This is a genomic window from Thalassospira marina (genome assembly GCF_002844375.1).
In the GTDB taxonomy this organism is placed as follows: Bacteria; Pseudomonadota; Alphaproteobacteria; order Rhodospirillales; family Thalassospiraceae; genus Thalassospira; species Thalassospira marina.
Map to the genome: position 1 here is coordinate 745,877 of NZ_CP024200.1, position 20,414 is coordinate 766,290.

Genomic DNA, 20,414 nt, shown 5'->3' on the forward strand with positions numbered 1-20,414 from the left:
AATATGGAAACCCGTGTTTGCCGTTTATACGGACAACAGGATGTGCGTATCGAAACCGATCACGTTGAACCCCTTGCATCCGGGCAGGTAACTGTCCGTATCGGGGCTGGCGGGATTTGCGGTTCGGATATTCACTATTTTTACGAAGGCGGGATTGGCCAGATCCGCGTGCGCGAACCCATTATTCTGGGCCATGAAGTTGCCGGAACTGTCATTGCTGCATCTGACGATGTTCACAATGTTAGTATTGGGCAAAAGGTGGCCCTCAACCCCAGCCACCCGTGCGGAAAATGCGAATATTGCAAAAAGGATTTGCAGCAGCATTGCCTTGATATGCGGTTCTTTGGTTCGGCCATTCGCCTGCCGCATGTTCAGGGGGCATTTCGCGATGTGATCACGGTTAATGCCGCGCAATGTGTGCCGGTTTCGGATAAAACCAGCCTGGCGCAAGCCGCCTGCGCCGAACCGCTGGCCGTGTGCCTGCATGCCGTTAATCGCGCGGGCGACCTTTCAGGCAAGCGCGTGCTGGTTACGGGTGCTGGGCCGATTGGTGCCTTGTGTGTTGCGGCGGCCAAACAGGCCGGTGCTAGCGAAATCATTGTCACCGACCTTCAGGATTATGCCCTTGATGTCGCCCTGCAAATGGGCGCCGATAAGGCCGTTAACATCGCACGAAACGCTGCCGACCTTGCCAAATACGAAGAAGGCAAAGGCCAGATCGATGTTTGTTTTGAATGCTCGGCTGCCGCGCCTGCCATTGGATCGGCGATTAAAATGCTGCGCCCGCAGGGTATTCTGGTTCAGGTGGGTGTTGCTGGCGACATTCCGGTTTCCTTCAACCCCGTTGTTGCCAAGGAATTGATGATTGTTGGCACGCACCGTTTCCATGCCGAATACGCCCAGGCGGTTCAGGCCATTGACAGCGGCAAAATCGACGTCAAACCGATCATCACCACCAGCTTTGAACTTGATGATGCCGTCGCCGCCTTTGACATGGCGCGCGACCGCAGCAAGGCCGTAAAGGTGCATTTCGCCTTTGCCAGCTAAGCACAGCCAGATCAACCAATCAGGCGGGGGTGCATTCTGTGCATCCCCGTTTTTGTTTTGGGCCTTCCCTGCGCCTACTCTGCTGGACCGCCTTGCAATTAACGCTATAATTTCACGCCTTAACGGCACAAAAGGCAGATACCAGCATGAAAATAGCGATCATTGCCGACATTCACGGAAATGCCCTGGCGCTTGAGGCCGTTCTGGCCGATTTGAAACAACGCGGTGGCACTGACCAGATTGTAAATTTGGGCGATTGCATTTCCGGGCCACTTTGGCCGCGCCAAACCATGGAATTGTTACGTAAGCTTGATGCCATCACCGTGCGCGGCAATCATGACAGGCAGGTGGCCACCCTGCCCGTTGAAACCATGATCGCATCTGACCGCTATGCCACCAGCCAGATTACACAACAGGACCGCGAATGGCTGGGCGCGCTGCCGCAATCCATCGTGATCGCACCGGGCATCTTTGCCTGCCACGCCACCCCTGATGATGATGCCACCTATTTGCTGGATCGTATTAAGAATGGCGGGCTGGTCCGCGATGCTGAAACCGCCATTTCCGCCCGGCTGGGCAATGGCGCGGGGAATTGTAAAATTGTGCTGGTCGGCCACAGCCACCGGCCCGATATCGTGCACACGCGAAACGGCATCACGATTATCAATCCCGGTTCGGTCGGTTGCCCGGCCTATGACGATGATGAACCCGCCCATGTTTCCGAAAGCGGATCACCCCACGCCCGATATGCCCTTTTGACCATCGATGAAAACCAACCCGCCGCCCTGCCCGATATTGAGCTGTTGGCCGTGGCATATGACCACGAAAAAGCCGCCCAAAGGGCCGATGAAAATGGCAGGCCTGATTGGGCCTATGCCATTCGCACCGGGTTTTCAAAACAGTCCCTGTAACCAGGCCTGGTATTTGCCATTGCAGCTTATAACCGCTTAGTCCCCGGATTGATCCAGCCAGGTCAAAACATCCTCGGCATGGCCGGCGGGGTTTTCGATGGGGTAAAACACATGGCGTATCACCCCATCACGGATGGCCAGGGTTAAACGGCGCGTCAGGACCATGCCTTCGACAGTAAATACCGGCAATTTCAGGGCCGTAACCAGCGCCAGATCAGCATCGCTTAATACCGGAAAGGGCAAATGCAGGCGCGCAACCATTTCCTGCTGATAGGTGGTTGATTGCGTGCTCAAGCCCACAACATCAGCACCCTTTTGCTGCAATTCGCGGTAATGATCGCGAAAGGCGCAGCTTTGCGGCGTGCATCCCCGCGCACCGGGAATAACATCCCAATCTGTCGGGGACGGGCTATCGGGCGCGCTGGTACGCGGGTAACAATAAACAATCAGCCAGCCATCACGCCGGGCCGCAAAATCAAACAGCGTGCCATCAGTTGCAGGCAGGGTTATGGCGGGCAAAGCCGCGTTTAAAAGATGCGCGCAATCATCGGCATGCAGGGCACCTGGTGCCTTTGTTTGGGCTGAAATATCGGGGCTGGTCATTGTTATTGGCATCCATATGCAAAAGGTGGGACCGGGTAAAAACCCGATAATTCTTTGTGGCGATAAAACAGCCCAGCTTGCAACCGAAAACCGGCTAAATCCCGCCCGCTACGTATAAATTGCAAATATCCCGGCTGGCATTGGCCAAGAGGCCGGTCAAAAGACCCGCCAAAATAAAACTAAAGATAGCTGCTGAAAGCCAAAAGGATTTAGGATCACATCAATCATCCGGGCACTGCCAGAAAGGCAGGCCAAAACAATAATGATCAGGAGGGAACAATGACCCACACCCCATTCGGGTTCAGCACCGTTGCGGATATTTTTGTGCAATGGGCCGGGTCACAATCGCTGGGAGATTTGTTATCGGCACGGTTTCAAACCCGCCGGGCATTGCTGGTAACAGATCGCGGGCTGATTGATGCCGGGTTGATCAAACCGGTTGAAAAATCCCTGCGTGCTGCCAGGTTTGATGTCACAATTTTTGATCAGGTCGTGGCCGACCCGCCTGAAGCCATTGTGACGGGCTGTGCCGATATGGCCAAATCCCGCGATATTGACATGGTCATTGGCCTTGGGGGTGGTTCATCACTGGACATCGCCAAATTGGTCGCCATTCTGATTGCCAATGACCAGCCCCTTTCAGACATGTATGGCATTGGCAATGTGAAGGGCAAACGCGCTGATCTGGTGCTGGTGCCCACCACGGCTGGCACCGGGTCCGAGGTGACCAATATTTCCATCATCACCACGGGTGAAACCACCAAAATGGGGGTTGTCGCCCCGCAGCTTTATGCTGATTTTGTGCTGCTTGATGCGGAACTGACAATTGGCCTGCCCAAAATCCACACTGCGGCCACCGGCATTGATGCCATGGTCCACGCGATCGAGGCCTATACATCAAAATTCCGGAAAAACCCGCTATCCGATGCCCTGGCACGGGAGGCCTTGCGCCTGCTGGGCACCAACCTGATTGCCGCCTGCGAGGACGGTACAAACCGCGAAGCCCGCGAAAACATGCTGCTGGGTGCCATGCTGGCAGGCCAGGCCTTTGCCAATTCGCCCGTTGCGGCGGTGCATGCGCTGGCCTATCCACTCGGCGGGCATTATCACCTGCCGCACGGGCTGACCAATGCGTTGATGTTAGGCCCGGTTTTGCGCTTTAACGCCAGTGTTGCCGCCCCGCATTACGCCGAATTGGCCGATGTTTTAAACGTTCCGGGCACGGGTGATGTTCAGGCACGCGCCAGTGCCTTTGTCGCCCATATGGAAGACCTGATGAATCAAAGCGGCGCACCCCGGCGCCTGCGCGATGTCAATGTCACCGATAACAGCCTGTCCATGCTGGCGCGCGATGCCATGAAACAAAGCCGCCTTCTGGTCAATAACCCGGTTGACGTAACCGAAGAAGACGCCCTGGCACTTTATCGCGAAGCATTTTAAAGGGCAGAAACAACATCGCCGCCAAAAGGGCCGTTCGCCCCTGCAAGCGGCGATGTAATCATTTAATTTATGGCGATATGGTCGGGTTATTCCGGCAAAGCCGGTGAAGGTGCCTCAACCAGATGCAGGGCAGAATAATTGTCTTTCAGGTGCACGCCTGAAAGGCCGTTTTTGCGTGCTTCTGCCATCAGATAAACCAGCTTTCGCGCCGCTTCCCCCAACGGGAAGCCTGCCGGGCGGATATTGGAAATACAGTTGCGCTGTGCATTGCTGCATCCGGGTTTTGGCGCCCAGGTCAAATAGGCACCCAATGAATCTGCACTTGAAAGCCCCGGCCGTTCACCAATCAGAATGATGCTGATTTTTGCCTGCAAACGGCGGGCAATTTCATCACCCAGTGCCACGCGCGCCTGGCTTGCAATCACCACCGGGCCAATTTTCCAGCTTTCATCAAGCAACCCCAGCGATTGACGCAACATTTCCGCCCCGTTTTCATGAACCGCACGGGCAGATAACCCGTCAGCCAGAATGAAAACCACATCATAGTCACCTGCTGCTAAGCCTTCTGTGGCCGCATTGCCCTGCACAGATAACAACCGTGCCTTGCTGTCTTCATCGAGCGTCCGGCCATAATCGGGCCGTTGCAAATATTCCGCCCGGTTGGCCGCACGCGATTGCACCGGCACAACCGGCAGGCCCAAACCGGCAATATCACGGGCCAGGTTTTCACCCTCAAACGGCATATGGACGGAATCACGCGCACGCGCATGCGCCATTTGAAATTCCAGTAACTGGCTTGTTGGCAGGCCATCGCCGACACGGCCAAGGCCAATGCGCGCACTGGTATGCACACGCAGGCGCGACCATGGGTCCAACCGTGGAATATGGGTGTTATCGGAAACTGTCATTATGCCGCCCCCGACCATGCCAGCAGGTCCTGCGCCAGGCTGCTTTCCAGATTGGGGCGGGTCCGGCCCATCTGGTCAAAAATTTCGCGTTCGCGCAGCCATGCGGCAAATTCCGGTGCGGGCTGCAAATTCAGGGCTGACCGCAAATACATGGCATCGTGAAAACTCGTGCTCTGATAATTCAGCATGATGTCATCGGCACCGGGCACACCAATAACAAAATTGGTGCCCGCCACACCCAGCAATGTCAAAAGGTTGTCCATATCATCCTGGTCGGCTTCGGCATGGTTGGTGTAACACACATCAACCCCCATCGGTACGCCCAGTAGCTTGGCACAGAAATGGTCCTCCAACCCGGCGCGGGTAATCTGTTTGCCATCATACAAATATTCCGGCCCGATAAAGCCCACCACCGTATTCACCAGCAACGGCGAAAAGGCACGGGCAACGGCATAGGCGCGTGCCTCCACCGTTTGCTGGTCCAGCCCTTCATGCGCATCCGCCGACAGGGCAGCGCCCTGCCCGGTTTCAAAATACATCACATCCTTGCCAACCGTCCCGCGATTGAGCGATAACGCCGCCTGCTGCGCCTCGGCCAGCAGGGCAAGGTTAATGCCAAAACTGTCATTGGCGGACTGCGTTCCCGCGATGGACTGAAACACCAGATCAACCGGCGCATTGCGGTTTATGGCCTCAATCGCGGTTGTTACATGGGCCAGCACACAGGACTGCGTCGGAATTTGCAGCCGTTCGCGCACATCGTCAATCAGCTTCAAAAGCTCGATCATGGCATCGGGGCTATCGGTTGCCGGGTTAATACCAATCACGGCATCCCCTGCCCCATGCATCAGTCCATCCAAAATGGATGCCGCAACACCAGCCGGGTCATCTGTGGGGTGATTGGGCTGTAACCGCACACCCAAATGGCCTTCCAGCCCGATGGTATTGCGAAATGCGGTGACAACCCGGCATTTTTTGGCAACGGCAATCAGGTCCTGGTTGCGCATTAGTTTGCTCACCGCAGCCACCATTTCCGGTGTCAGGCCCGGTGCCAGTGCCTTAAGGGCTGCCGGTGTAGCCTCGTCTGACAGCAGCCAGTTGCGAAAATCCCCAACGGTAAGCGACGATACCGCCAAAAACGCCTGATAATCATGCCCATCCATGATCAGGCGCGTCACTTCATCGCGCTCATAGGGCACCAGGGCCTCGGTCAAAAACCGTTTCAGCGGAATTTCCGCCAGCGCATAGCGCGCGGCCACCCGTTCCTCGTCCGACCCGGCACCCAGCCCGGCCAGCATATCGCCCGAACGCAACGGGCTTGCCTTGGCCAGCACTGTTTTCAAATCCGGGAATGCAAACCGGGTCATACCGGCGGCGGAAGCATAGCTCAAAACGGCAACCTCCAGATCGGGTCGAACAGCCAGGCCTATCCCCGCCGTTATTCAGGGCAGACCTGTTTCAAATTTATCAATTCAATGATGGCGCGATTTCCCCCTAACCAGAATGATCCTTCTGGTGCAAACACCTGTGTTAAATATTCAGCAGTGCGGCGGGAGATTGTAAAAATGATTATGAATTAAGCAAAAACACCCTGACAACATCATGATGGATATCGTCAGGGTGCTTTTCATGTCCTTATTTCGCAGAGAATTTCGCCAGAATTTCGTCAGCACGCGAACCGGTTTTTGCTTTCCAGTCATCAATCACCGGCTGTGCCGCTGATGACAAAGTTTCAGCAAAGTCAGCATCAACTTTTTCAACCACTGTCATACCGTGTGACCGCAATTCGTCATATTTCGCAGCCTGATTTTTACGGATCTGGTCTGCGCGCCACTCGGTGGCTTCCTGCCCCGCCTGCATCACAGCCTTTTGTAATTCTGGCGGCAGCGAATTATAAACTTCCAAATTCATATGAACGAATGTCAGCGGCATCGCATAGTTGATCTGCGTAAAGACACTTGTGTAATCCCAGAAATTGGCAGCAGCACCACCATCCACACCGGTCAAGACGGCCGAAATTGAGCCGGTCGCAAGCTGTGGAACAACATCGGACCATGAAATTTGCAGGGGTGACGCCCCCAAAGCATCAAGCACGCGGGTCCCCGTTGCATCATAGGTCCGAATGCGCAGATTTTTCAAATCCGCCTGGGATTTGATTTCCTGCTCCGCCCAAATACCCGACGGATCAATCCAGCCCGCATGGATCAGTTTCTGGTCATACTTTTCAAAGACCTTTTCATAATAAGGACGTGCAATTTCCCAAAGCTTGCGAACATCATCAAAATCTTTGGCAACAAATGGAAGCGAGCTTAACAAAAAGATCGGATCAACACCGGCCAGCGTTCCGCTAACCGTGGTGGCAATCGGCAAGGCTCCGTCGGCAACAGCGAACAGATGGTCCTTCTCGCGGAAACCAAGTGCTGCGCCGGAATGAATGGTGATTTCGATTTTACCATCCGATAGCTCTTTAAGCCTGTCGGCGAAAAAGACATCGGTTTTCGTATTGATCGAATTCGGGCCATATTCGGTCGACTGGTCCCAGTTATATTCCGCCGCCTGTGCCTGTCCCAAACAAAGCGGGACGAATGCAACAGCCGCGAACAGCATTGATTTGATCATTTTTTGAAGCCTCCATTTTTTAGTTAAAAAGCACATTGGGCAGGTACATCACGATTTCCGGCACGAAATAGAAAATCGCCACGCACATGCACATCAAAAAGCAGAACGGCAGGGCGTACAGCGCCATACGCGAAATCGGCACACCGGAAATGGAATGGATAATCATCAGGTTGAAGCCAACTGGCGGCGTGATCTGCCCCACCTCGACCATGATCACGAGATAGATGCCAAACCAGATCGGGTCGATCCCCAACCCCTGAACAATGGAAAACAGGATCGGCAGGGTCATCACAATGATGGACACGCCATCCAGGATCATGCCGAGAAACAGGAAAAATACCGAGGTGAGCAATATGAACTCGCCGGTCGAAATGTCCGACCCAACAATATAATTGGCGAGTTCCGACGGGATATGCAGATATCCCAATGCCGTTGAAATCAGCGATGCGGCAATCACAACCGTAAAAATCATGATACTGGTGTGAAGTGTGCTCATCAGCGAGGACTGAAACACATCCCATGTTAGCGCACCAGTAACAGCCGTGAGCACAAGCACACAGATCATGCCGATACCCGCCGCCTCGGACGGTGTGGCAAGCCCCGTATATATCGACCCCAGAACCAGACCAACAATCAAAAGGATCGGCGTTAGATCCTGCAGGCTATTCCATAATGTGTAATTTTCAGCCGGTTTCCCGTCCTCGCGGACGTCACGGTATTGTGGCGATCCTTCTGCATTCCGATCACCCGAAAGCAAACAGCGAATACCGACATAGGCCGAAAACACCAGGGCAATAAAAATGCCCGGCAAAATGCCCGCTGCAAACAAACGGTCAATCGGCACTTCAGCCAGAACACCATAAACAATCATCACAATTGACGGCGGAATCAAAAGACCCAGGCTTCCCGACCCGGCAAGCGAACCCAACACCAGACTTTCGCGATAGTTTTTATTACCAAGTTCGGTAATCGTTATGCGACCAACCGTTGCCGTTGTCGCCGCACTGGACCCGCAAATGGCCGAAAACAGCGTACAACCGAATACATTTGAATGGATCAATCCACCGGGCAACCGACCGACAATGGGTGCCAGCCCCCGGAAAATGCGCATTGAGATATCGGTTTTTAAAATCAGTTCGCCAATCCAGATGAATAGTGGAATGGCTGAAAGTTCCCAGGAACCGGCACTGCGCAAAATGATCGAGCCAAAAATATTCATGACCCGGTCCAGTGGCATATGCCCAAGAAACATCAAAGATCCGGCAGCCACCAGAATAAGGCCGACATAAATCCAGATGCCGGATGCAAGAACCAGCAGGATTGCGGCAAGTACAACCGCAGCAGATGTTAACGGGTCCAATTTAACCTCACCTGAAACGTGGGCTTTTTTAAGCCTTTAGTGATTTTTCAGCATGCAGCAGAACATTGATCGCCAGACGGAGGATATAAAACCCAAGACCAACGATAATAAGTGACTGCGGAATCCACAGGGGCGTTTCGGCAAAGCTGGAACTGGTGATCCCAAAACGCCAATTGCGGGTAAAGATGTTGTAAAGCGCGCCAAACAACAGCAAACACGCTGCCATAGCCGCCAGATTGGCAAACGCATCGGCAATTTCGCGCCCGCGTGGACCCAGAATGTTCTTAAGAAGATTCACCCGGATCAGCCGGTCTTCGGTGTGGGTTGCGGCAAGGGCGAGAAAAATCATCGCCCCCAGCGCATAACCCACAAATTCCTCTAACACGAAGGTCGATGTGTCAAAGAAAGCCCTAAGCACAATTTCAACTGTTATATGCACCAGCATATAAACAATCAGTGCTGCCGAGACCCAGGACAGCCAGCGCCCCAAACGGGTCATTGCGCGGTCAATACGCCCGATAAAGGACGTGCGGATTTCCGTCATTTTCCTGCTATCTCGTTCATATCGTTCATGGCCGTCTTCAGGCCGTGGAATATCGCCCCATGTTCCATGATCAATACGGAATAAGAGGCACCATTTTCATGGGCGAACGCCTTTTCTTCAGGGCTCCAGGCCGGAAGGGCCCACACCTTGCCGCTGGCTTGTGCCGCAGCCGCGACCTTTGCCAGATCATCAAAATCACCGGGCTTGCGGGAATAGGCGCCACGGTCCCGACGCAAAGACAAATCGGACGGACCAATAAAAACGCCGTCGACCGTTGGCAGGGACAAAATCCCTTCGATTTCCTCGATCGCGCCATGATCTTCGATCATTGGATAACAGCGGGTTTTGCTATCCTGTTCGGCAACCCAATTATCATTGAAACCCGCATAAGACGACGTCCGGCCACCAGCAAAACTGCGATCCCCAAGCGGCGGGAACTTGGCAAAGGCGCAAATTTCCTCGGCATGGGCTTTGCTTAGAATATGCGGGATCACAACTGCATCCGCGCCAAAATCAAGTGCTTGCTGAATAGGGCCGCGTTCAGGGCCAAGAACCTTTGCCAAAACCTCAAATCCCAGGGCTTTCAGAAACGGAATAAAGCGTTCAAGGTCCTGCAAATCAAACGAACCATGTTCGATATCAAGAATGATGAATTCATATCCGGCCAGTCGCGCCATTTCAGCAGACGCAAAACCGGGCGAGGACATCCAGAAACCATATTTGGAAGCAGTCATAACAAAGACCTTTTATTCAATTCAAATGGTGACGCGAGAAAGACCTGAAAGCGTAAGGATGCGGCACCTGGCGGCACCGTTGGGGATTACGCGATTTTCAGGTCGTACATGTCCGCACGACGGTTACCAAGGGATGGCAATTCCTCGCGGGTTTTGGTCTGCATTGAAAAATCAAGATCGGCGACGGCATATCCGACGCAATCAGCCATGCGGGCCAAAACATTGCCCCACGGGTCAATAATGATGCTGCGTCCATTGCATGCCCCGGCAGGCGGATATGGCCCAAACTGCCCCGGTGCAATAACAAAACACTGATTTTCGATTGCACGCGCACGTAACAGAACTTCCCAATGGTCCCGTCCGGTATAAAGAGCAAATGCCGCCGGCACGAAAAGGATCTCAGCCCCATTTAACGCCTGCAGACGGAAAAGCTCGGGAAAACGCACGTCATAGCAAATCGACAAACCAGCCTTATGGCCATCGACTTCGCCCATAACGACACCGTCCCCAGGTACCACCGTATCGGATTCACGATAGGTAATACGTCCGGGCAGATCGACATCGTAAAGGTGCAGTTTGTTATACTGGGCGGAAATTTTACCGCCACGATCAAATAAGAAGCTGCGATTGTTACAGCGCTCGGCATCGTCCGTCTGGATGCGGATCGAACCCAAAAGGATATTCACGCCAAGTTCCGCAGCAAGAGCAGAAAACCGCCGGGTGGTGGGTCCATCATCGGGCTCGGCTGAGGCAAGCGCCCCCTCTTTCGGCCCCTGATAGTCGGTATATTCAGGCAACGCGATCAAATCTGCCCGGTCCGCTGCCGCTTCACGCACCAGCTTTTCTGCTGTTGCAAGGTTTTGTTCTTTATCGTCCCGGGAGTTCAACTGACATATCGCGACACGCATTTTTCGTCCTTTCGACAAATTTTATTCACCGTGTATACATGACATGTACATAAAAAATATTTCGTTGTCTACCCCGTCTACGTGGTGTAATTCTCCCATGGGACAAAAATACAACCCGAACGAGGAATCATGACGCAAACTGTCGAGAAGACAAAAAATATGGAAAACGGTTCCAAAAGACCGGCCAAAGAACTTGTCTATGACTATGTTCGGGGGAAAATTTTAAATGGCGAATGGCGCGGAGGGGACTTCATTGAAGAAAAAGTTGTTTCCGAAGCCGTCGGTGTTTCCCGCACACCTGTGCGCGAGGCCCTTCATCGCTTGCAGGGTGATCATTATATCAGCATGACACCGCGGCGCGGGGCTGTCGTGCGGCAAATTACGGCGCAGGAACTTGTTGAAGTATACGAAAGCCGACGCCTGATAGAAATTCATGCGATGCAACGCATCTGCCGTGAACGATTACCGATCCCGCCAATTCTGCGCGAACTTTACGAAAAGATGTGTGAAACCAGCAAAAGTCACGATTTTGTTCAACGGGCTGAATATGATCAGGAATTTCATCGCAACATCGTTGCGACGATAAATAATGCTGTTCTGGTCGAGCTTTACGGATCACTGCAGGTTCGCCAACAACGGGTTGCCATTGCTGCAATGCGGGTACAACCGTCCCGTGCTGAAACGATTGATCAGGAACACCATGATCTGATCCAGGCACTGGAAAATTTCGACGAAGAAAGCGCGATCGAGATCATCTCGCGGCATTTGCGACCGGTCATCGACGTCGTCTCGCGGTTGCCTGTGTAAGGCCTGTAAGTAACCGCAATACGAATTACAAAGAAACGCTGATCCCGCCATCAACAAACAGGGTATGACCATTTACAAAGCTGGCGGCGTCAGAGCTTAAAAACACGGCGGCGCCGACCAGTTCATCGACATTGCCCCAACGGCCCGCCGGCGTGCGCTTTTCAAGCCAGGCGGAAAATTCGGCATCATTTACCAAGGCCTCGTTAAGCGGGGTTTTGAAATAGCCCGGGGCAATGGCATTAACGCGCAGACCATGGCGTGCCCAATCGGTTGCCATACCGCTGGTAAAGTTGCGCACCGCCCCCTTGGTGGCTGTATAGGGCGCAATGCCGGGGCGGGCCAGTGCGCTTTGCACCGATGCCATATTAATGATCGCCCCCTGTTGACGCGCAATCATTTTACGCGCCACAGCCTGCCCCACATAAAACAGGCTGGAAATATTTGTCTGGATCAGTTTTTCCCATTCGCTATGGGGAAAATCTTCAAGCGGGGTGCGAAACTGCATACCGGCATTATTAATCAGGATATCTATTGGTCCCTGCCCGGCCTCAATTTCATCGACGGCGGCAGCAACCGCAAACGGGTCGGTGACATCGAAAATTGAAATGGCGGCATCAATACCGTCCGCTTTTAACCGCGTTGCGGCCTGTTGTGTGCGCTCGCTGTTGCGGCCATTAATAACGACCCTGGCCCCATGTTGCGCCAACCCCCGCGCCAGCGCATAACCGATCCCCTGCCCCGAACCGGTAACAAGCGCGCGACGACCGGCAAGATCAAACAGCGGAAAAGACATTCGGGGCTCCTGTTACTTACATAAATAGAAACAGGATCACATCATCCCTGCATCGCAAGTTCAAGGAGTATTCATCATACTATTTAGGCGGCAGCGGAATGACGGTTCTTTTATTCAGCATTGCATTCGGGGTATAAAAAAACCGGGCGCCTTTTGGACCGCCCGGTTTTGAAATTATATATTTCAGCGAAAAATCACAGCGACTGGCAGAATTTTTCAAATTCCTGCACGGTTGCATATGATTTCTGCGTACCCGCACGGGTGATGCTGTCTGCCGCATAGCGCACAGCCATATCAAGGGCTGCTTTGACATCGTGGTTTTCAACATAATAACGGGCAAAGCTGCCAATGAAGGCGTCGCCAGCACCGGTCGTATCCACCGGTTTAACCGAAACCGGGTCGATATGAACGGCGTCGTTATCGCCATCAACCAAAAGCGCACCATCACCGCCCAGGGTGACAATCACGGTTTTAACACCACGCGCAATCAGGCTACGGGCGGCGGTTTCGGCATCAGAAAGCGAATTGACCGGCATGCCGGAAATGGTGGCAAGTTCCGTCTGGTTCGGGACCAGGAAGGTTGCCTTCTCAATTTTGGTGCTATCAAGGTCCGCCGGGGCGGGTGCAGGGTTCACCAGCGTTTCAATGCCGTGTTCGGCCCCAAAGGCAACGGTGTGGTAAACCGTTTCCAGCGGCACTTCGAGCTGCATCAAAATCAGGTCGCATTCCTTAAGCGCATCGGCAGCACGGTCCACATCTGCGGGCGACAGTTCCGCATTGGCACCCTTGACGATCAGAATGCAGTTTTCCCCCGACGGCTCGACGAAAATGGGGGCCACACCGCTTGATGTGCCCGGCACACGTTCGACAAACCGGGTATCAATGCCCGATGTTTCAAAATTGCGGATGGTGTTATCAGCGAAGATATCATCGCCAACCTTTGTCACCATCATTACATCGGCCCCCAGGCGGGCTGCTGCAATCGCCTGATTGGCGCCCTTGCCGCCGCAGCCCATTTCAAAACGCGGGGCTTCAATGGTTTCGCCGGGCAACGGCATGCGATCCGTATAGGTAATCAGATCAACCATGTTGCTTCCGACAATGGCAATTTTGCCTGCCATGTTTATTCTCCTGATTTACAGCGAACGGATCGCCTGTTCAGCCGTGTCACTTTCGGCCCGCGTCATATAACCCAGCCGCACCGTGAAATGTCGGCTTTCACCCGATTTCAAGGAAATCACATTTCCCTTGGCCTGTTCGGCGCTGAAACCTTCGGGTTCACAGGTCGATGGCAGGGCAAAGGCGCAAACCTTCTGGTCCTGGTTTGCCATCACCCAGCGCACAGTTTTGGGGAAATCGTTGGTATCATAGGCGATATGAAAGGCATCACCTTCGACCCGGCGCATCATATAGGCAGTATTGCCATCCGCATCGGTTTTGGCATTACGAATATAAAACACCTGTTCGGGGTCATAGCGGTGCGGTTCGCTCATGGTTTCCATGGCAGCGGGGTTTGCAGCCAGGGTTTCAAGGAACGCATCGTAATCCGGGTTACGCGGCACATGGGCCGGAACTTCGGTACGAACAATGGTATCTTCCGGCGTAAAGCCTGCTGGCTGAATAATACGGCCACCTTCGCAAAATGCGAAATTGACGTGGCACATATACATCAAATCCATTGCCGCACCCGACAGGTTTTCAACATTCATCTGAATATCAAAAACCGTCGAATTGGGCCGCAAAACCACACGCGGACGGGCAATGTAGTGGGCACCAAAGCCCATCACATATTCACGCGTCCCGGTAATGGCCATAAAGGCCCCGTCCGCATCACTGCCAAATTCAATGGCGGCACTGTCCATCGCCGCACAGGGCATTTCACCATGCAAAGGGTGGCTGTCCGTCGGGCCGGGGCAACCATTGGTCAGCAGGCCCGAATGAAAGGCAAAACAGCCATAGGTGCCAACAATAACATCGGCCGGGCGCGGCATACTGAACATGTTTTGCATGGTCAGATCGACACCATCAAACACCGCATCCCAGATCATCTGCCCCATATAGGGCAGAATAACGAGATGGCCGCGTTCGTTTTTAAGGCGTACCGCCTCGATCCCGGTTTCATAACGAAACAGGCTGGCAGACATGCCATCATGCGATGCAATCACATGTTCGGCTTCGCCAAAATAGGCCTTGCGCAGGTTAACCTTGGTCGGCGCACTCATGGGTCACCTCGTTTAACGTGTGCGATTTTTATAGGCGTTGAGCGCGATCACCAGCAACAGGAAAACGCCCCAGATAAAATCGATCAGATGGTTGGAAAAACGCAGGATCTGAAAACCGCTCGAGAGCAGCATAAGCGCTGCAACCGCAATTGATACACCCAGCACCGTTCCACGGCCACCGGCCGGGTTGGTTCCGCCCAGAACAGCAATCAAAACCGCCTGCAGCAGATAGGACGTTCCATAATCGGACTTCGCCGCGTTGGTCCGGCCCGAAAGAATGATCCCGGCGATCGATGCCATAACGCCTGTCAGCATATAGCTCAGCAGCACCATCTTTTCACGCTTAAGGCCGGCAAACAGGGCGGCCTTGGGGTTGGTGCCGATCAGCATCAGATTGATGCCAAAAGTCGTCCGGCGCAGCATGAAGGCTATCAAGCAGGCCAGCACAACAAACAGCACAAACGGCGTTGCCAGACCAAGGATTTTACCATTGCCGATAAAAGCCCAGGCATTGGGGAAGCCCACAATGGCGGGCCCGCCCGTCATGACAATGGCAAGCCCGGTAAAGATTTGCCCGGTGCCCAGCGTTGCCAGAATAGGCGTAATTTTAAGCCTGGTAATCAACAGACCATTAAGCGCGCCTGCCACCAAACCTGTACCAAGGGCAATAACGCCGCCCATCAGCACAATACCAAATCCGGTTTCGGCGACACCGGCATCGGTGGCAAATTTTTTGAACATCACCCCGGCAAAAATGCCCGACAGATTGGCAATACCAATCACCGAAAGATCAATGCCGCCTGTCAGCATCGCGATCATCATCGCAATCGACAGCAGGCCCAGTTCCGGGAAGGTATAGGTGATGGATTCAAAGTTGTAATAGCGCAGGAACTTGTCCGGGCTTAGCGCGGTCATGACAACAAAGATCAGGATCGTCATTGCGATCAGCTGAACAATATTGTTGTCCTTGTTGAGGAGGTTGCGGAAATCCAGTTCACGTTTCATATCGGCCTCCTCACGCGTTTGCACGGCGGTCACGCCATGCCGTAATGGCCGTGGCAATTACAATAATGACACCGACAACAACGCGCTGCCATGTCGTGTCGATCTTCATGATGATCAGGCTGTTTTTCACCATCACCAGCATGAATACGCCCAGCATGGTCCCCAAAACAGACCCGCGCCCCCCAAAAATGGATGCACCGCCAAGAACCACTGCCGCAATCACGTCCAGTTCCAGCCCGACAAAATCGCGCGGATTGGCAAGCCAGATCATGCCGCTATGCAACAGCCCGGCAAAACCAGCCAGGGCACCAGCTACGCAATAGATGAAGAAGGTGATTTTGCGAATGTTGAAACCAACACGGCTGGCAGCTTCCGGGTCACCGCCCAGGGCATAAACGCCACGTCCGATCATGGTATAGCGCAGTACAAAATGCAGCGCGATTGCCAGCACAACATAAACGACAATCATCGCCGTCAGGCCATAGGTCGTGCCATCGGGCTTGACCATATTGATGATGTCGGATTTGCCAAAATCGATCAGCGCATCAGGCATTTTGTTAATATTGATCATGCTGGTGCCAACAACACCCAGCAGGAACCCGCGCACCATGCTGCCCGTGCCCAATGTCACGATCAGCGGGATCATGCGGAATTTATAAACAAAAAACGCATTCAGGCAGCCAAACAGCGCGCCCATGGTTGCTGCTGCAACAAATGGCAGAACAACGCCATCATAGTTGAAATACAGCATGCCCTTGATGGTCAGATACATCGAGGCAACAGCAAATGCCGGGAAAGACACGTCAATCCCGCCCGAAATCATCACCAGCAGGACGCCAAGCGCCATGATGCCGATAATCACGTTGCTGCGCAGAAGACTGAACATATTGTCCAGGCTCCAGAAGGCAGGGTTGACCAGCCCGATCAGGATCATGGCAAGCACAAGAATGCCCGCGATGACCACCTCTGATTTTTGAAACCAGGCCATCGAGTTTTTCCTTACGTTAAGTTCTTGAGCTTGTCGCTGATCTGGTCTTCGGAGGTATCGACTGACGCCATTTCCTCGACAAAGGCCCCGCGATGCATCAGGACAATACGGTTACAGTTATGGACCAGTTCCGGCACGTCATCGGAAATCATCAGCACGGCCAGCCCTTCCTTCTGGGCCAGTTCGCGGATAATACGGTGAATTTCGGCCTTCGAGCCCACATCCACCCCAACAGTCGGGCCGTTCAGGATCAGGAATTTGGCATTGGTCAAAAGCCAGCGCGCAATCACAACACGCTGCTGGTTACCACCCGAAAGCTCCTTCACCAGCTTTTTGCCGGTCGGGGTTGCGATCTGCATGTCGCGGATCATGGTTTCAACCCACTCTTCGGACTTCTTCCGATCAATCAGAAGGCCCGGTGCCAGCTTTTCATAGCTGGTTGAAAGCATGTTGCGATCAATTCCCTGGGTCAGGAACAGCCCTTCGCTGAGGCGATCTTCAGGTACATAGGCCACACCGGCCTTGATGGCATCCTGCGGGGTCGTCAGGGTTGTTTCCTGGCCATTGATCGAAATGGTGCCGCTATAGCCCGGCATCATGCCAAACAGCGACAGGGCCAGTTCGGTACGGCCCGATCCCAAAAGACCGGACAGCCCCACAATTTCACCCGGCTTGATCGCCAAGTTTATGTGGTCAAGGTCGCTGCCAAAGGACAGATCCTTTGTTTCGACACGGGCTGGCATCAGCCCGTATTTCTGGCGATCCCAGATATAGGGTTCGGAAACAATGTCCGATCCCGTCATGTGACGGGTGATCAGGGCTTCGTCAAATTCGCTGGTCGGGCCATCAGCAACCTTCTGGCCGTTACGAATAACGGTAATATGCTCGCTGATTTCCAGCATTTCGCGCATTTTGTGACTGACAAACAAAATGGCAATCCCGCGCGACTGGATATCCTTGACGATGCGAAAAAGCGTTTCGATTTCCTTGCCGGTCAGCGCGGTTGTCGGCTCGTCCATAATGATCAGACGGGCATCCGACATCAGCGCGCGCGCAATGGCAACCAGCTGCTTGCCCGCGGTCGAGAGCTTTTCAACGTCCTTGTCGAGGTCAAGATCAACCCCAAGACGGTTGACCGCTTCCTTGGCAATTTCACGAACCTTGCGCCAGTTCAGCACATGGCGCTGTTCGCGCAATTGCACGTTCATGGCAAGATTTTCGGCAACGGTCAGGTTTCCAAACAGGGAAAAGTCCTGATAAATAACCTGCACCCCATGCTCGATCGAGGCCATGGGTGAGAGGTTTTCAACCTTGTTACCATCAATGTAAACTTCGCCGGCATCTGGCTGATATACGCCAGACATAACCTTGATCAGGGTGGATTTACCCGACCCGTTTTCACCGGCAAGACAATGGATTTCGCCTTTTCGGATCGTCAGCGAAAGATCGTTAAGCGCAACAACGCCGGCAAATTCCTTCCGGACGTTTCGCAATTCAATAAAATTTTCAGACATGACAAGCCCGTCAACGTGAAACAAAGGGCCCGATTTCAAAATAAAATGAAGGCGCCCCAAAAGGACGCCTTCATCAGGAGATGAAATCAGAAGTTATACTTGTCCATGTTTTCCTTGGTCACACCGACCCAGCCCTGGCCATAAACCAGGTTGGCATTGCTGCCTTCCGGGGTGCTGAGATTGGTGTAACCCGGCAGGCCAAGGTCCAGACCGGCTTTGATCTGGTCGCCTTTGCCATCGAGTGCCATAACGGCAAGCATGTTCATGGCATAACCAGCGACGGCCGGATCCCAGAACTGGATGTACTGGATGTCGCCATTTGCCAGGTATTCACCCGCAACCGAAACCAGACCGGTACCGGCGAAGTGCAGTTTACCCTGCAGGCCGCGTTCCGCGATCAGACGACCGGCACCAGCCGAAGTCGGCATCGGACCGCCAACGATACCCTTCAGGTCCGGGTAGGTGGTCAGGGTTTCTTTAAGCTTGGTGTAGTCGGTGTTGGCGTCGTCATAGGTTTCGAGACGCTTGGTCACCAGTTCCATATCCGGGAAATGTTCTTTCTGGTACTCGATCGCACCATCAATCCATTCATTCTGGGATTTGGAGGTCAGGCTACCGACGGTTGCGGCATATTTGCCTTTGCCGTCCATGGATTTGCCCAGAACTTCCATCAGCTTCGCGCCATAGGCTTTGTTGTCGAAGGCTTCAAGAATGTAATCGGCGTTTTTCAGGTTCGATGCTTCGTGCGCGATAACGACGATACCGCGATCACGGGCCTTTTTAAGGACCGGCTCAACAGCTTCGACCGAAAACGGCACGATATTGATGGCATCAACGCCCTGGGCGATCAGGTTTTCAACCAGCTGCACCTGGGCCGCGGCGTCAGCGGCACTCGGTCCGACCATCCAGGTGTCATGACCGGTGTCTTCGCCAAACTGTTTGACACCTTCGCGCATGCGGTCAAACCAGGCAATACCATCAACCTTGACCACGGTTGCAATGGAATATTCCTTGCCGGTGGCTTCGGATGTGAATTTCTGAATAACGTCCGGCGTTTTGACCGCTTCGTCCGCGTGGGCAGCACCTGCAAACAGGGAACCCGCGACGACAAGCGACGAAAGAAGCTTGTTCATTGTTACCTCCAAATTGAAATCGTTTTTATAGCTGGCAGTTTTCTGCGTCTTATTGGCATGAAAGCCGGGGCGTTTCACGCAATCCGTATTCAAAACGGGCACAAAAGCCAACAGCCGGTTTAACAGCCGCTGGCCCCCGCTTTACTGACCAATGATCCGAATGCTGGCACTTGCGCCAATGCGCGATGCCCCAGCCGCAATCATCTTGAAAGCATCTTCGGTGGTGCGCACACCACCAGAAGCCTTGACCCCCAGATCCGGGCCAACGGTTTTGCGCATCAGGGCGATATCCTCGACCGTGGCGCCACCACCAGCAAAACCGGTGGAAGTTTTGACAAAATCGGCACCGGCCTGTTTGGACAGTTCGCAGGCAATAACCTTTTGTTCGTCCGTCAATAATGCCGTTTCGATAATTACCTTCAGAACCGCATCACCACAGGCTTCCTTAACTGCTGCAATATCGGCGCGCACGGCATCGGTGTCGCCGCTTTTCAGCAGGCCAAGGGCGATGACCATGTCTACTTCGCGGGCACCCTGTTCAACAACCCAGCGGGTTTCCAACACCTTGGCCGAAACCGGGTCGGCCCCAAACGGAAAACACACGACCGAGCATGCCAGCACACCGCTGTCAGCAAGTTCACGAACAACAAGCGGAATGAAAATCGGGTTAACGCAAACCGCCTTGAAGGAATGTTTGCGCGCATCAGCACACAGGGAAACAATCTGATCGGGGGTGGCATCGGCTGCCAGCAGGGTGTGATCAATATAAGCGGCAAGGTCGCCAGCGGCGACCGGAATCTGACCATTCGACATGTAACGTTTCCCTTGACGGCGACGACGTGTTTATCGCCGTTTTGTGAATTTTATAACATTTGTTG

The 20,414-nt window shown here is 53.6% G+C and carries 20 protein-coding genes; 4 read left to right on the forward strand and 16 right to left on the reverse strand.

Annotated elements, in window-relative coordinates; translation table 11 throughout:
* The first annotated feature begins 3 nt into the window (after positions 1–3).
* Positions 4–1,047: an L-idonate 5-dehydrogenase gene (locus CSC3H3_RS23555; RefSeq protein WP_101286758.1), complete on the forward strand. Its 1,044-nt coding sequence runs from the start codon at positions 4–6 to the stop codon at positions 1,045–1,047.
* 146 nt (positions 1,048–1,193) lie between these two features.
* Positions 1,194–1,958, forward strand: coding sequence for a metallophosphoesterase family protein (locus CSC3H3_RS23560; RefSeq protein WP_101286759.1), 765 nt, complete (start codon positions 1,194–1,196; stop codon positions 1,956–1,958).
* Positions 1,959–1,994: 36 nt separating this feature from the next.
* Here CSC3H3_RS23560 and CSC3H3_RS23565 read toward each other — a convergent pair whose 3' ends face one another.
* Complete coding sequence (locus tag CSC3H3_RS23565) at positions 1,995–2,561, reverse strand: peroxiredoxin (protein ID WP_101286760.1); 567 nt, start codon at positions 2,559–2,561, stop codon at positions 1,995–1,997.
* Positions 2,562–2,840: 279 nt separating this feature from the next.
* On the opposite strand from CSC3H3_RS23565, the gene CSC3H3_RS23570 reads away from it, so the two are divergent.
* The gene (locus tag CSC3H3_RS23570; RefSeq protein WP_101286761.1) at positions 2,841–4,001 is read left to right on the forward strand and encodes an iron-containing alcohol dehydrogenase; all 1,161 of its coding nucleotides are present in this window, start codon (positions 2,841–2,843) and stop codon (positions 3,999–4,001) included.
* An 86-nt stretch (positions 4,002–4,087) separates the two neighbouring features.
* On the opposite strand, the gene eutC is transcribed toward CSC3H3_RS23570, so the two are convergent.
* The 7 genes from eutC to CSC3H3_RS23605 form a co-directional block, all read right to left on the reverse strand.
* The gene (gene eutC / locus CSC3H3_RS23575; RefSeq protein WP_101286893.1) at positions 4,088–4,909 is read right to left on the reverse strand and encodes an ethanolamine ammonia-lyase subunit EutC; all 822 of its coding nucleotides are present in this window, start codon (positions 4,907–4,909) and stop codon (positions 4,088–4,090) included.
* Positions 4,909–6,300 (reverse strand): ethanolamine ammonia-lyase subunit EutB, encoded by a 1,392-nt coding sequence (locus CSC3H3_RS23580; RefSeq protein WP_425444985.1) that lies wholly within the window; start codon positions 6,298–6,300, stop codon positions 4,909–4,911. The genes eutC and CSC3H3_RS23580 overlap by 1 nt, the downstream gene beginning before the upstream one ends.
* A 244-nt stretch (positions 6,301–6,544) precedes the next feature.
* On the reverse strand, positions 6,545–7,528 hold the full coding sequence (locus CSC3H3_RS23585; RefSeq protein WP_157832002.1) for a TRAP transporter substrate-binding protein: 984 nt from the start codon (positions 7,526–7,528) through the stop codon (positions 6,545–6,547).
* Positions 7,529–7,547: 19 nt separating this feature from the next.
* Entirely contained in the window at positions 7,548–8,888 is a 1,341-nt protein-coding gene (locus CSC3H3_RS23590) for a TRAP transporter large permease (RefSeq protein ID WP_101286763.1), read from the reverse strand.
* Between the two features lie 28 nt (positions 8,889–8,916).
* Positions 8,917–9,432, reverse strand: a complete 516-nt coding sequence (locus tag CSC3H3_RS23595) for a TRAP transporter small permease subunit (RefSeq protein ID WP_101286764.1) — start codon at positions 9,430–9,432, stop codon at positions 8,917–8,919.
* Complete coding sequence (locus tag CSC3H3_RS23600) at positions 9,429–10,166, reverse strand: HpcH/HpaI aldolase family protein (protein WP_101286765.1); 738 nt, start codon at positions 10,164–10,166, stop codon at positions 9,429–9,431. Before CSC3H3_RS23600 ends, CSC3H3_RS23595 begins: the two co-directional genes overlap by 4 nt.
* An 86-nt stretch (positions 10,167–10,252) precedes the next feature.
* The gene (locus CSC3H3_RS23605) at positions 10,253–11,074 is read right to left on the reverse strand and encodes a carbon-nitrogen hydrolase family protein (protein WP_101286766.1); all 822 of its coding nucleotides are present in this window, start codon (positions 11,072–11,074) and stop codon (positions 10,253–10,255) included.
* A 129-nt stretch (positions 11,075–11,203) separates the two neighbouring features.
* Between CSC3H3_RS23605 and CSC3H3_RS23610 the strand changes: the two genes are divergently transcribed.
* Positions 11,204–11,881, forward strand: a complete 678-nt coding sequence (locus CSC3H3_RS23610) for a GntR family transcriptional regulator (RefSeq protein ID WP_101286767.1) — start codon at positions 11,204–11,206, stop codon at positions 11,879–11,881.
* 25 nt (positions 11,882–11,906) lie between these two features.
* Here the strand turns inward: CSC3H3_RS23610 and CSC3H3_RS23615 are convergent, their stop codons facing one another.
* From CSC3H3_RS23615 to deoC, 8 genes are all read right to left on the reverse strand, one after another.
* Positions 11,907–12,674 carry an SDR family oxidoreductase gene (locus CSC3H3_RS23615; protein WP_101286768.1) on the reverse strand — a complete coding sequence of 256 codons (768 nt, stop codon included), beginning with the start codon at positions 12,672–12,674 and terminating at the stop codon, positions 11,907–11,909.
* A 194-nt stretch (positions 12,675–12,868) separates the two neighbouring features.
* The gene (gene rbsK / locus CSC3H3_RS23620) at positions 12,869–13,795 is read right to left on the reverse strand and encodes a ribokinase (protein ID WP_101286769.1); all 927 of its coding nucleotides are present in this window, start codon (positions 13,793–13,795) and stop codon (positions 12,869–12,871) included.
* Positions 13,796–13,810: 15 nt separating this feature from the next.
* Positions 13,811–14,896 carry an aldose 1-epimerase family protein gene (locus CSC3H3_RS23625; RefSeq protein ID WP_101286770.1) on the reverse strand — a complete coding sequence of 362 codons (1,086 nt, stop codon included), beginning with the start codon at positions 14,894–14,896 and terminating at the stop codon, positions 13,811–13,813.
* A 12-nt stretch (positions 14,897–14,908) separates the two neighbouring features.
* Positions 14,909–15,901 (reverse strand): ABC transporter permease, encoded by a 993-nt coding sequence (locus tag CSC3H3_RS23630; RefSeq protein ID WP_101267209.1) that lies wholly within the window; start codon positions 15,899–15,901, stop codon positions 14,909–14,911.
* Between the two features lie 10 nt (positions 15,902–15,911).
* On the reverse strand, positions 15,912–16,889 hold the full coding sequence (locus CSC3H3_RS23635) for an ABC transporter permease (RefSeq protein ID WP_101266893.1): 978 nt from the start codon (positions 16,887–16,889) through the stop codon (positions 15,912–15,914).
* An 11-nt stretch (positions 16,890–16,900) separates the two neighbouring features.
* A complete protein-coding gene (locus CSC3H3_RS23640; RefSeq protein WP_101286895.1) occupies positions 16,901–18,403 on the reverse strand; it encodes a sugar ABC transporter ATP-binding protein in 1,503 nt (500 codons plus the stop codon).
* An 86-nt stretch (positions 18,404–18,489) separates the two neighbouring features.
* Complete coding sequence (locus tag CSC3H3_RS23645) at positions 18,490–19,536, reverse strand: autoinducer 2 ABC transporter substrate-binding protein (protein ID WP_101286896.1); 1,047 nt, start codon at positions 19,534–19,536, stop codon at positions 18,490–18,492.
* Positions 19,537–19,677: 141 nt separating this feature from the next.
* Positions 19,678–20,349 (reverse strand): deoxyribose-phosphate aldolase, encoded by a 672-nt coding sequence (gene deoC / locus CSC3H3_RS23650; protein ID WP_101286771.1) that lies wholly within the window; start codon positions 20,347–20,349, stop codon positions 19,678–19,680.
* Positions 20,350–20,414: the final 65 nt, after the last annotated feature.

What these genes read in the sequence shown, in the direction of transcription:
- CSC3H3_RS23555 (WP_101286758.1), top strand. Translation starts at nt 4, where the DNA reads ATGGAAACCCGTGTTTGCCGTTTATACGGACAACAGGATGTGCGTATC.
- CSC3H3_RS23560 (WP_101286759.1), top strand. Translation starts at nt 1,194, where the DNA reads ATGAAAATAGCGATCATTGCCGACATTCACGGAAATGCCCTGGCGCTT.
- CSC3H3_RS23565 (WP_101286760.1), bottom strand. Translation starts at nt 2,561, where the DNA reads ATGACCAGCCCCGATATTTCAGCCCAAACAAAGGCACCAGGTGCCCTG.
- CSC3H3_RS23570 (WP_101286761.1), top strand. Translation starts at nt 2,841, where the DNA reads ATGACCCACACCCCATTCGGGTTCAGCACCGTTGCGGATATTTTTGTG.
- eutC (WP_101286893.1), bottom strand. Translation starts at nt 4,909, where the DNA reads ATGACAGTTTCCGATAACACCCATATTCCACGGTTGGACCCATGGTCG.
- CSC3H3_RS23585 (WP_157832002.1), bottom strand. Translation starts at nt 7,528, where the DNA reads ATGATCAAATCAATGCTGTTCGCGGCTGTTGCATTCGTCCCGCTTTGT.
- CSC3H3_RS23595 (WP_101286764.1), bottom strand. Translation starts at nt 9,432, where the DNA reads ATGACGGAAATCCGCACGTCCTTTATCGGGCGTATTGACCGCGCAATG.
- CSC3H3_RS23600 (WP_101286765.1), bottom strand. Translation starts at nt 10,166, where the DNA reads ATGACTGCTTCCAAATATGGTTTCTGGATGTCCTCGCCCGGTTTTGCG.
- CSC3H3_RS23605 (WP_101286766.1), bottom strand. Translation starts at nt 11,074, where the DNA reads ATGCGTGTCGCGATATGTCAGTTGAACTCCCGGGACGATAAAGAACAA.
- CSC3H3_RS23610 (WP_101286767.1), top strand. Translation starts at nt 11,204, where the DNA reads ATGACGCAAACTGTCGAGAAGACAAAAAATATGGAAAACGGTTCCAAA.
- CSC3H3_RS23615 (WP_101286768.1), bottom strand. Translation starts at nt 12,674, where the DNA reads ATGTCTTTTCCGCTGTTTGATCTTGCCGGTCGTCGCGCGCTTGTTACC.
- rbsK (WP_101286769.1), bottom strand. Translation starts at nt 13,795, where the DNA reads ATGGCAGGCAAAATTGCCATTGTCGGAAGCAACATGGTTGATCTGATT.
- CSC3H3_RS23625 (WP_101286770.1), bottom strand. Translation starts at nt 14,896, where the DNA reads ATGAGTGCGCCGACCAAGGTTAACCTGCGCAAGGCCTATTTTGGCGAA.
- CSC3H3_RS23630 (WP_101267209.1), bottom strand. Translation starts at nt 15,901, where the DNA reads ATGAAACGTGAACTGGATTTCCGCAACCTCCTCAACAAGGACAACAAT.
- CSC3H3_RS23635 (WP_101266893.1), bottom strand. Translation starts at nt 16,889, where the DNA reads ATGGCCTGGTTTCAAAAATCAGAGGTGGTCATCGCGGGCATTCTTGTG.
- CSC3H3_RS23640 (WP_101286895.1), bottom strand. Translation starts at nt 18,403, where the DNA reads ATGTCTGAAAATTTTATTGAATTGCGAAACGTCCGGAAGGAATTTGCC.
- CSC3H3_RS23645 (WP_101286896.1), bottom strand. Translation starts at nt 19,536, where the DNA reads ATGAACAAGCTTCTTTCGTCGCTTGTCGTCGCGGGTTCCCTGTTTGCA.
- deoC (WP_101286771.1), bottom strand. Translation starts at nt 20,349, where the DNA reads ATGTCGAATGGTCAGATTCCGGTCGCCGCTGGCGACCTTGCCGCTTAT.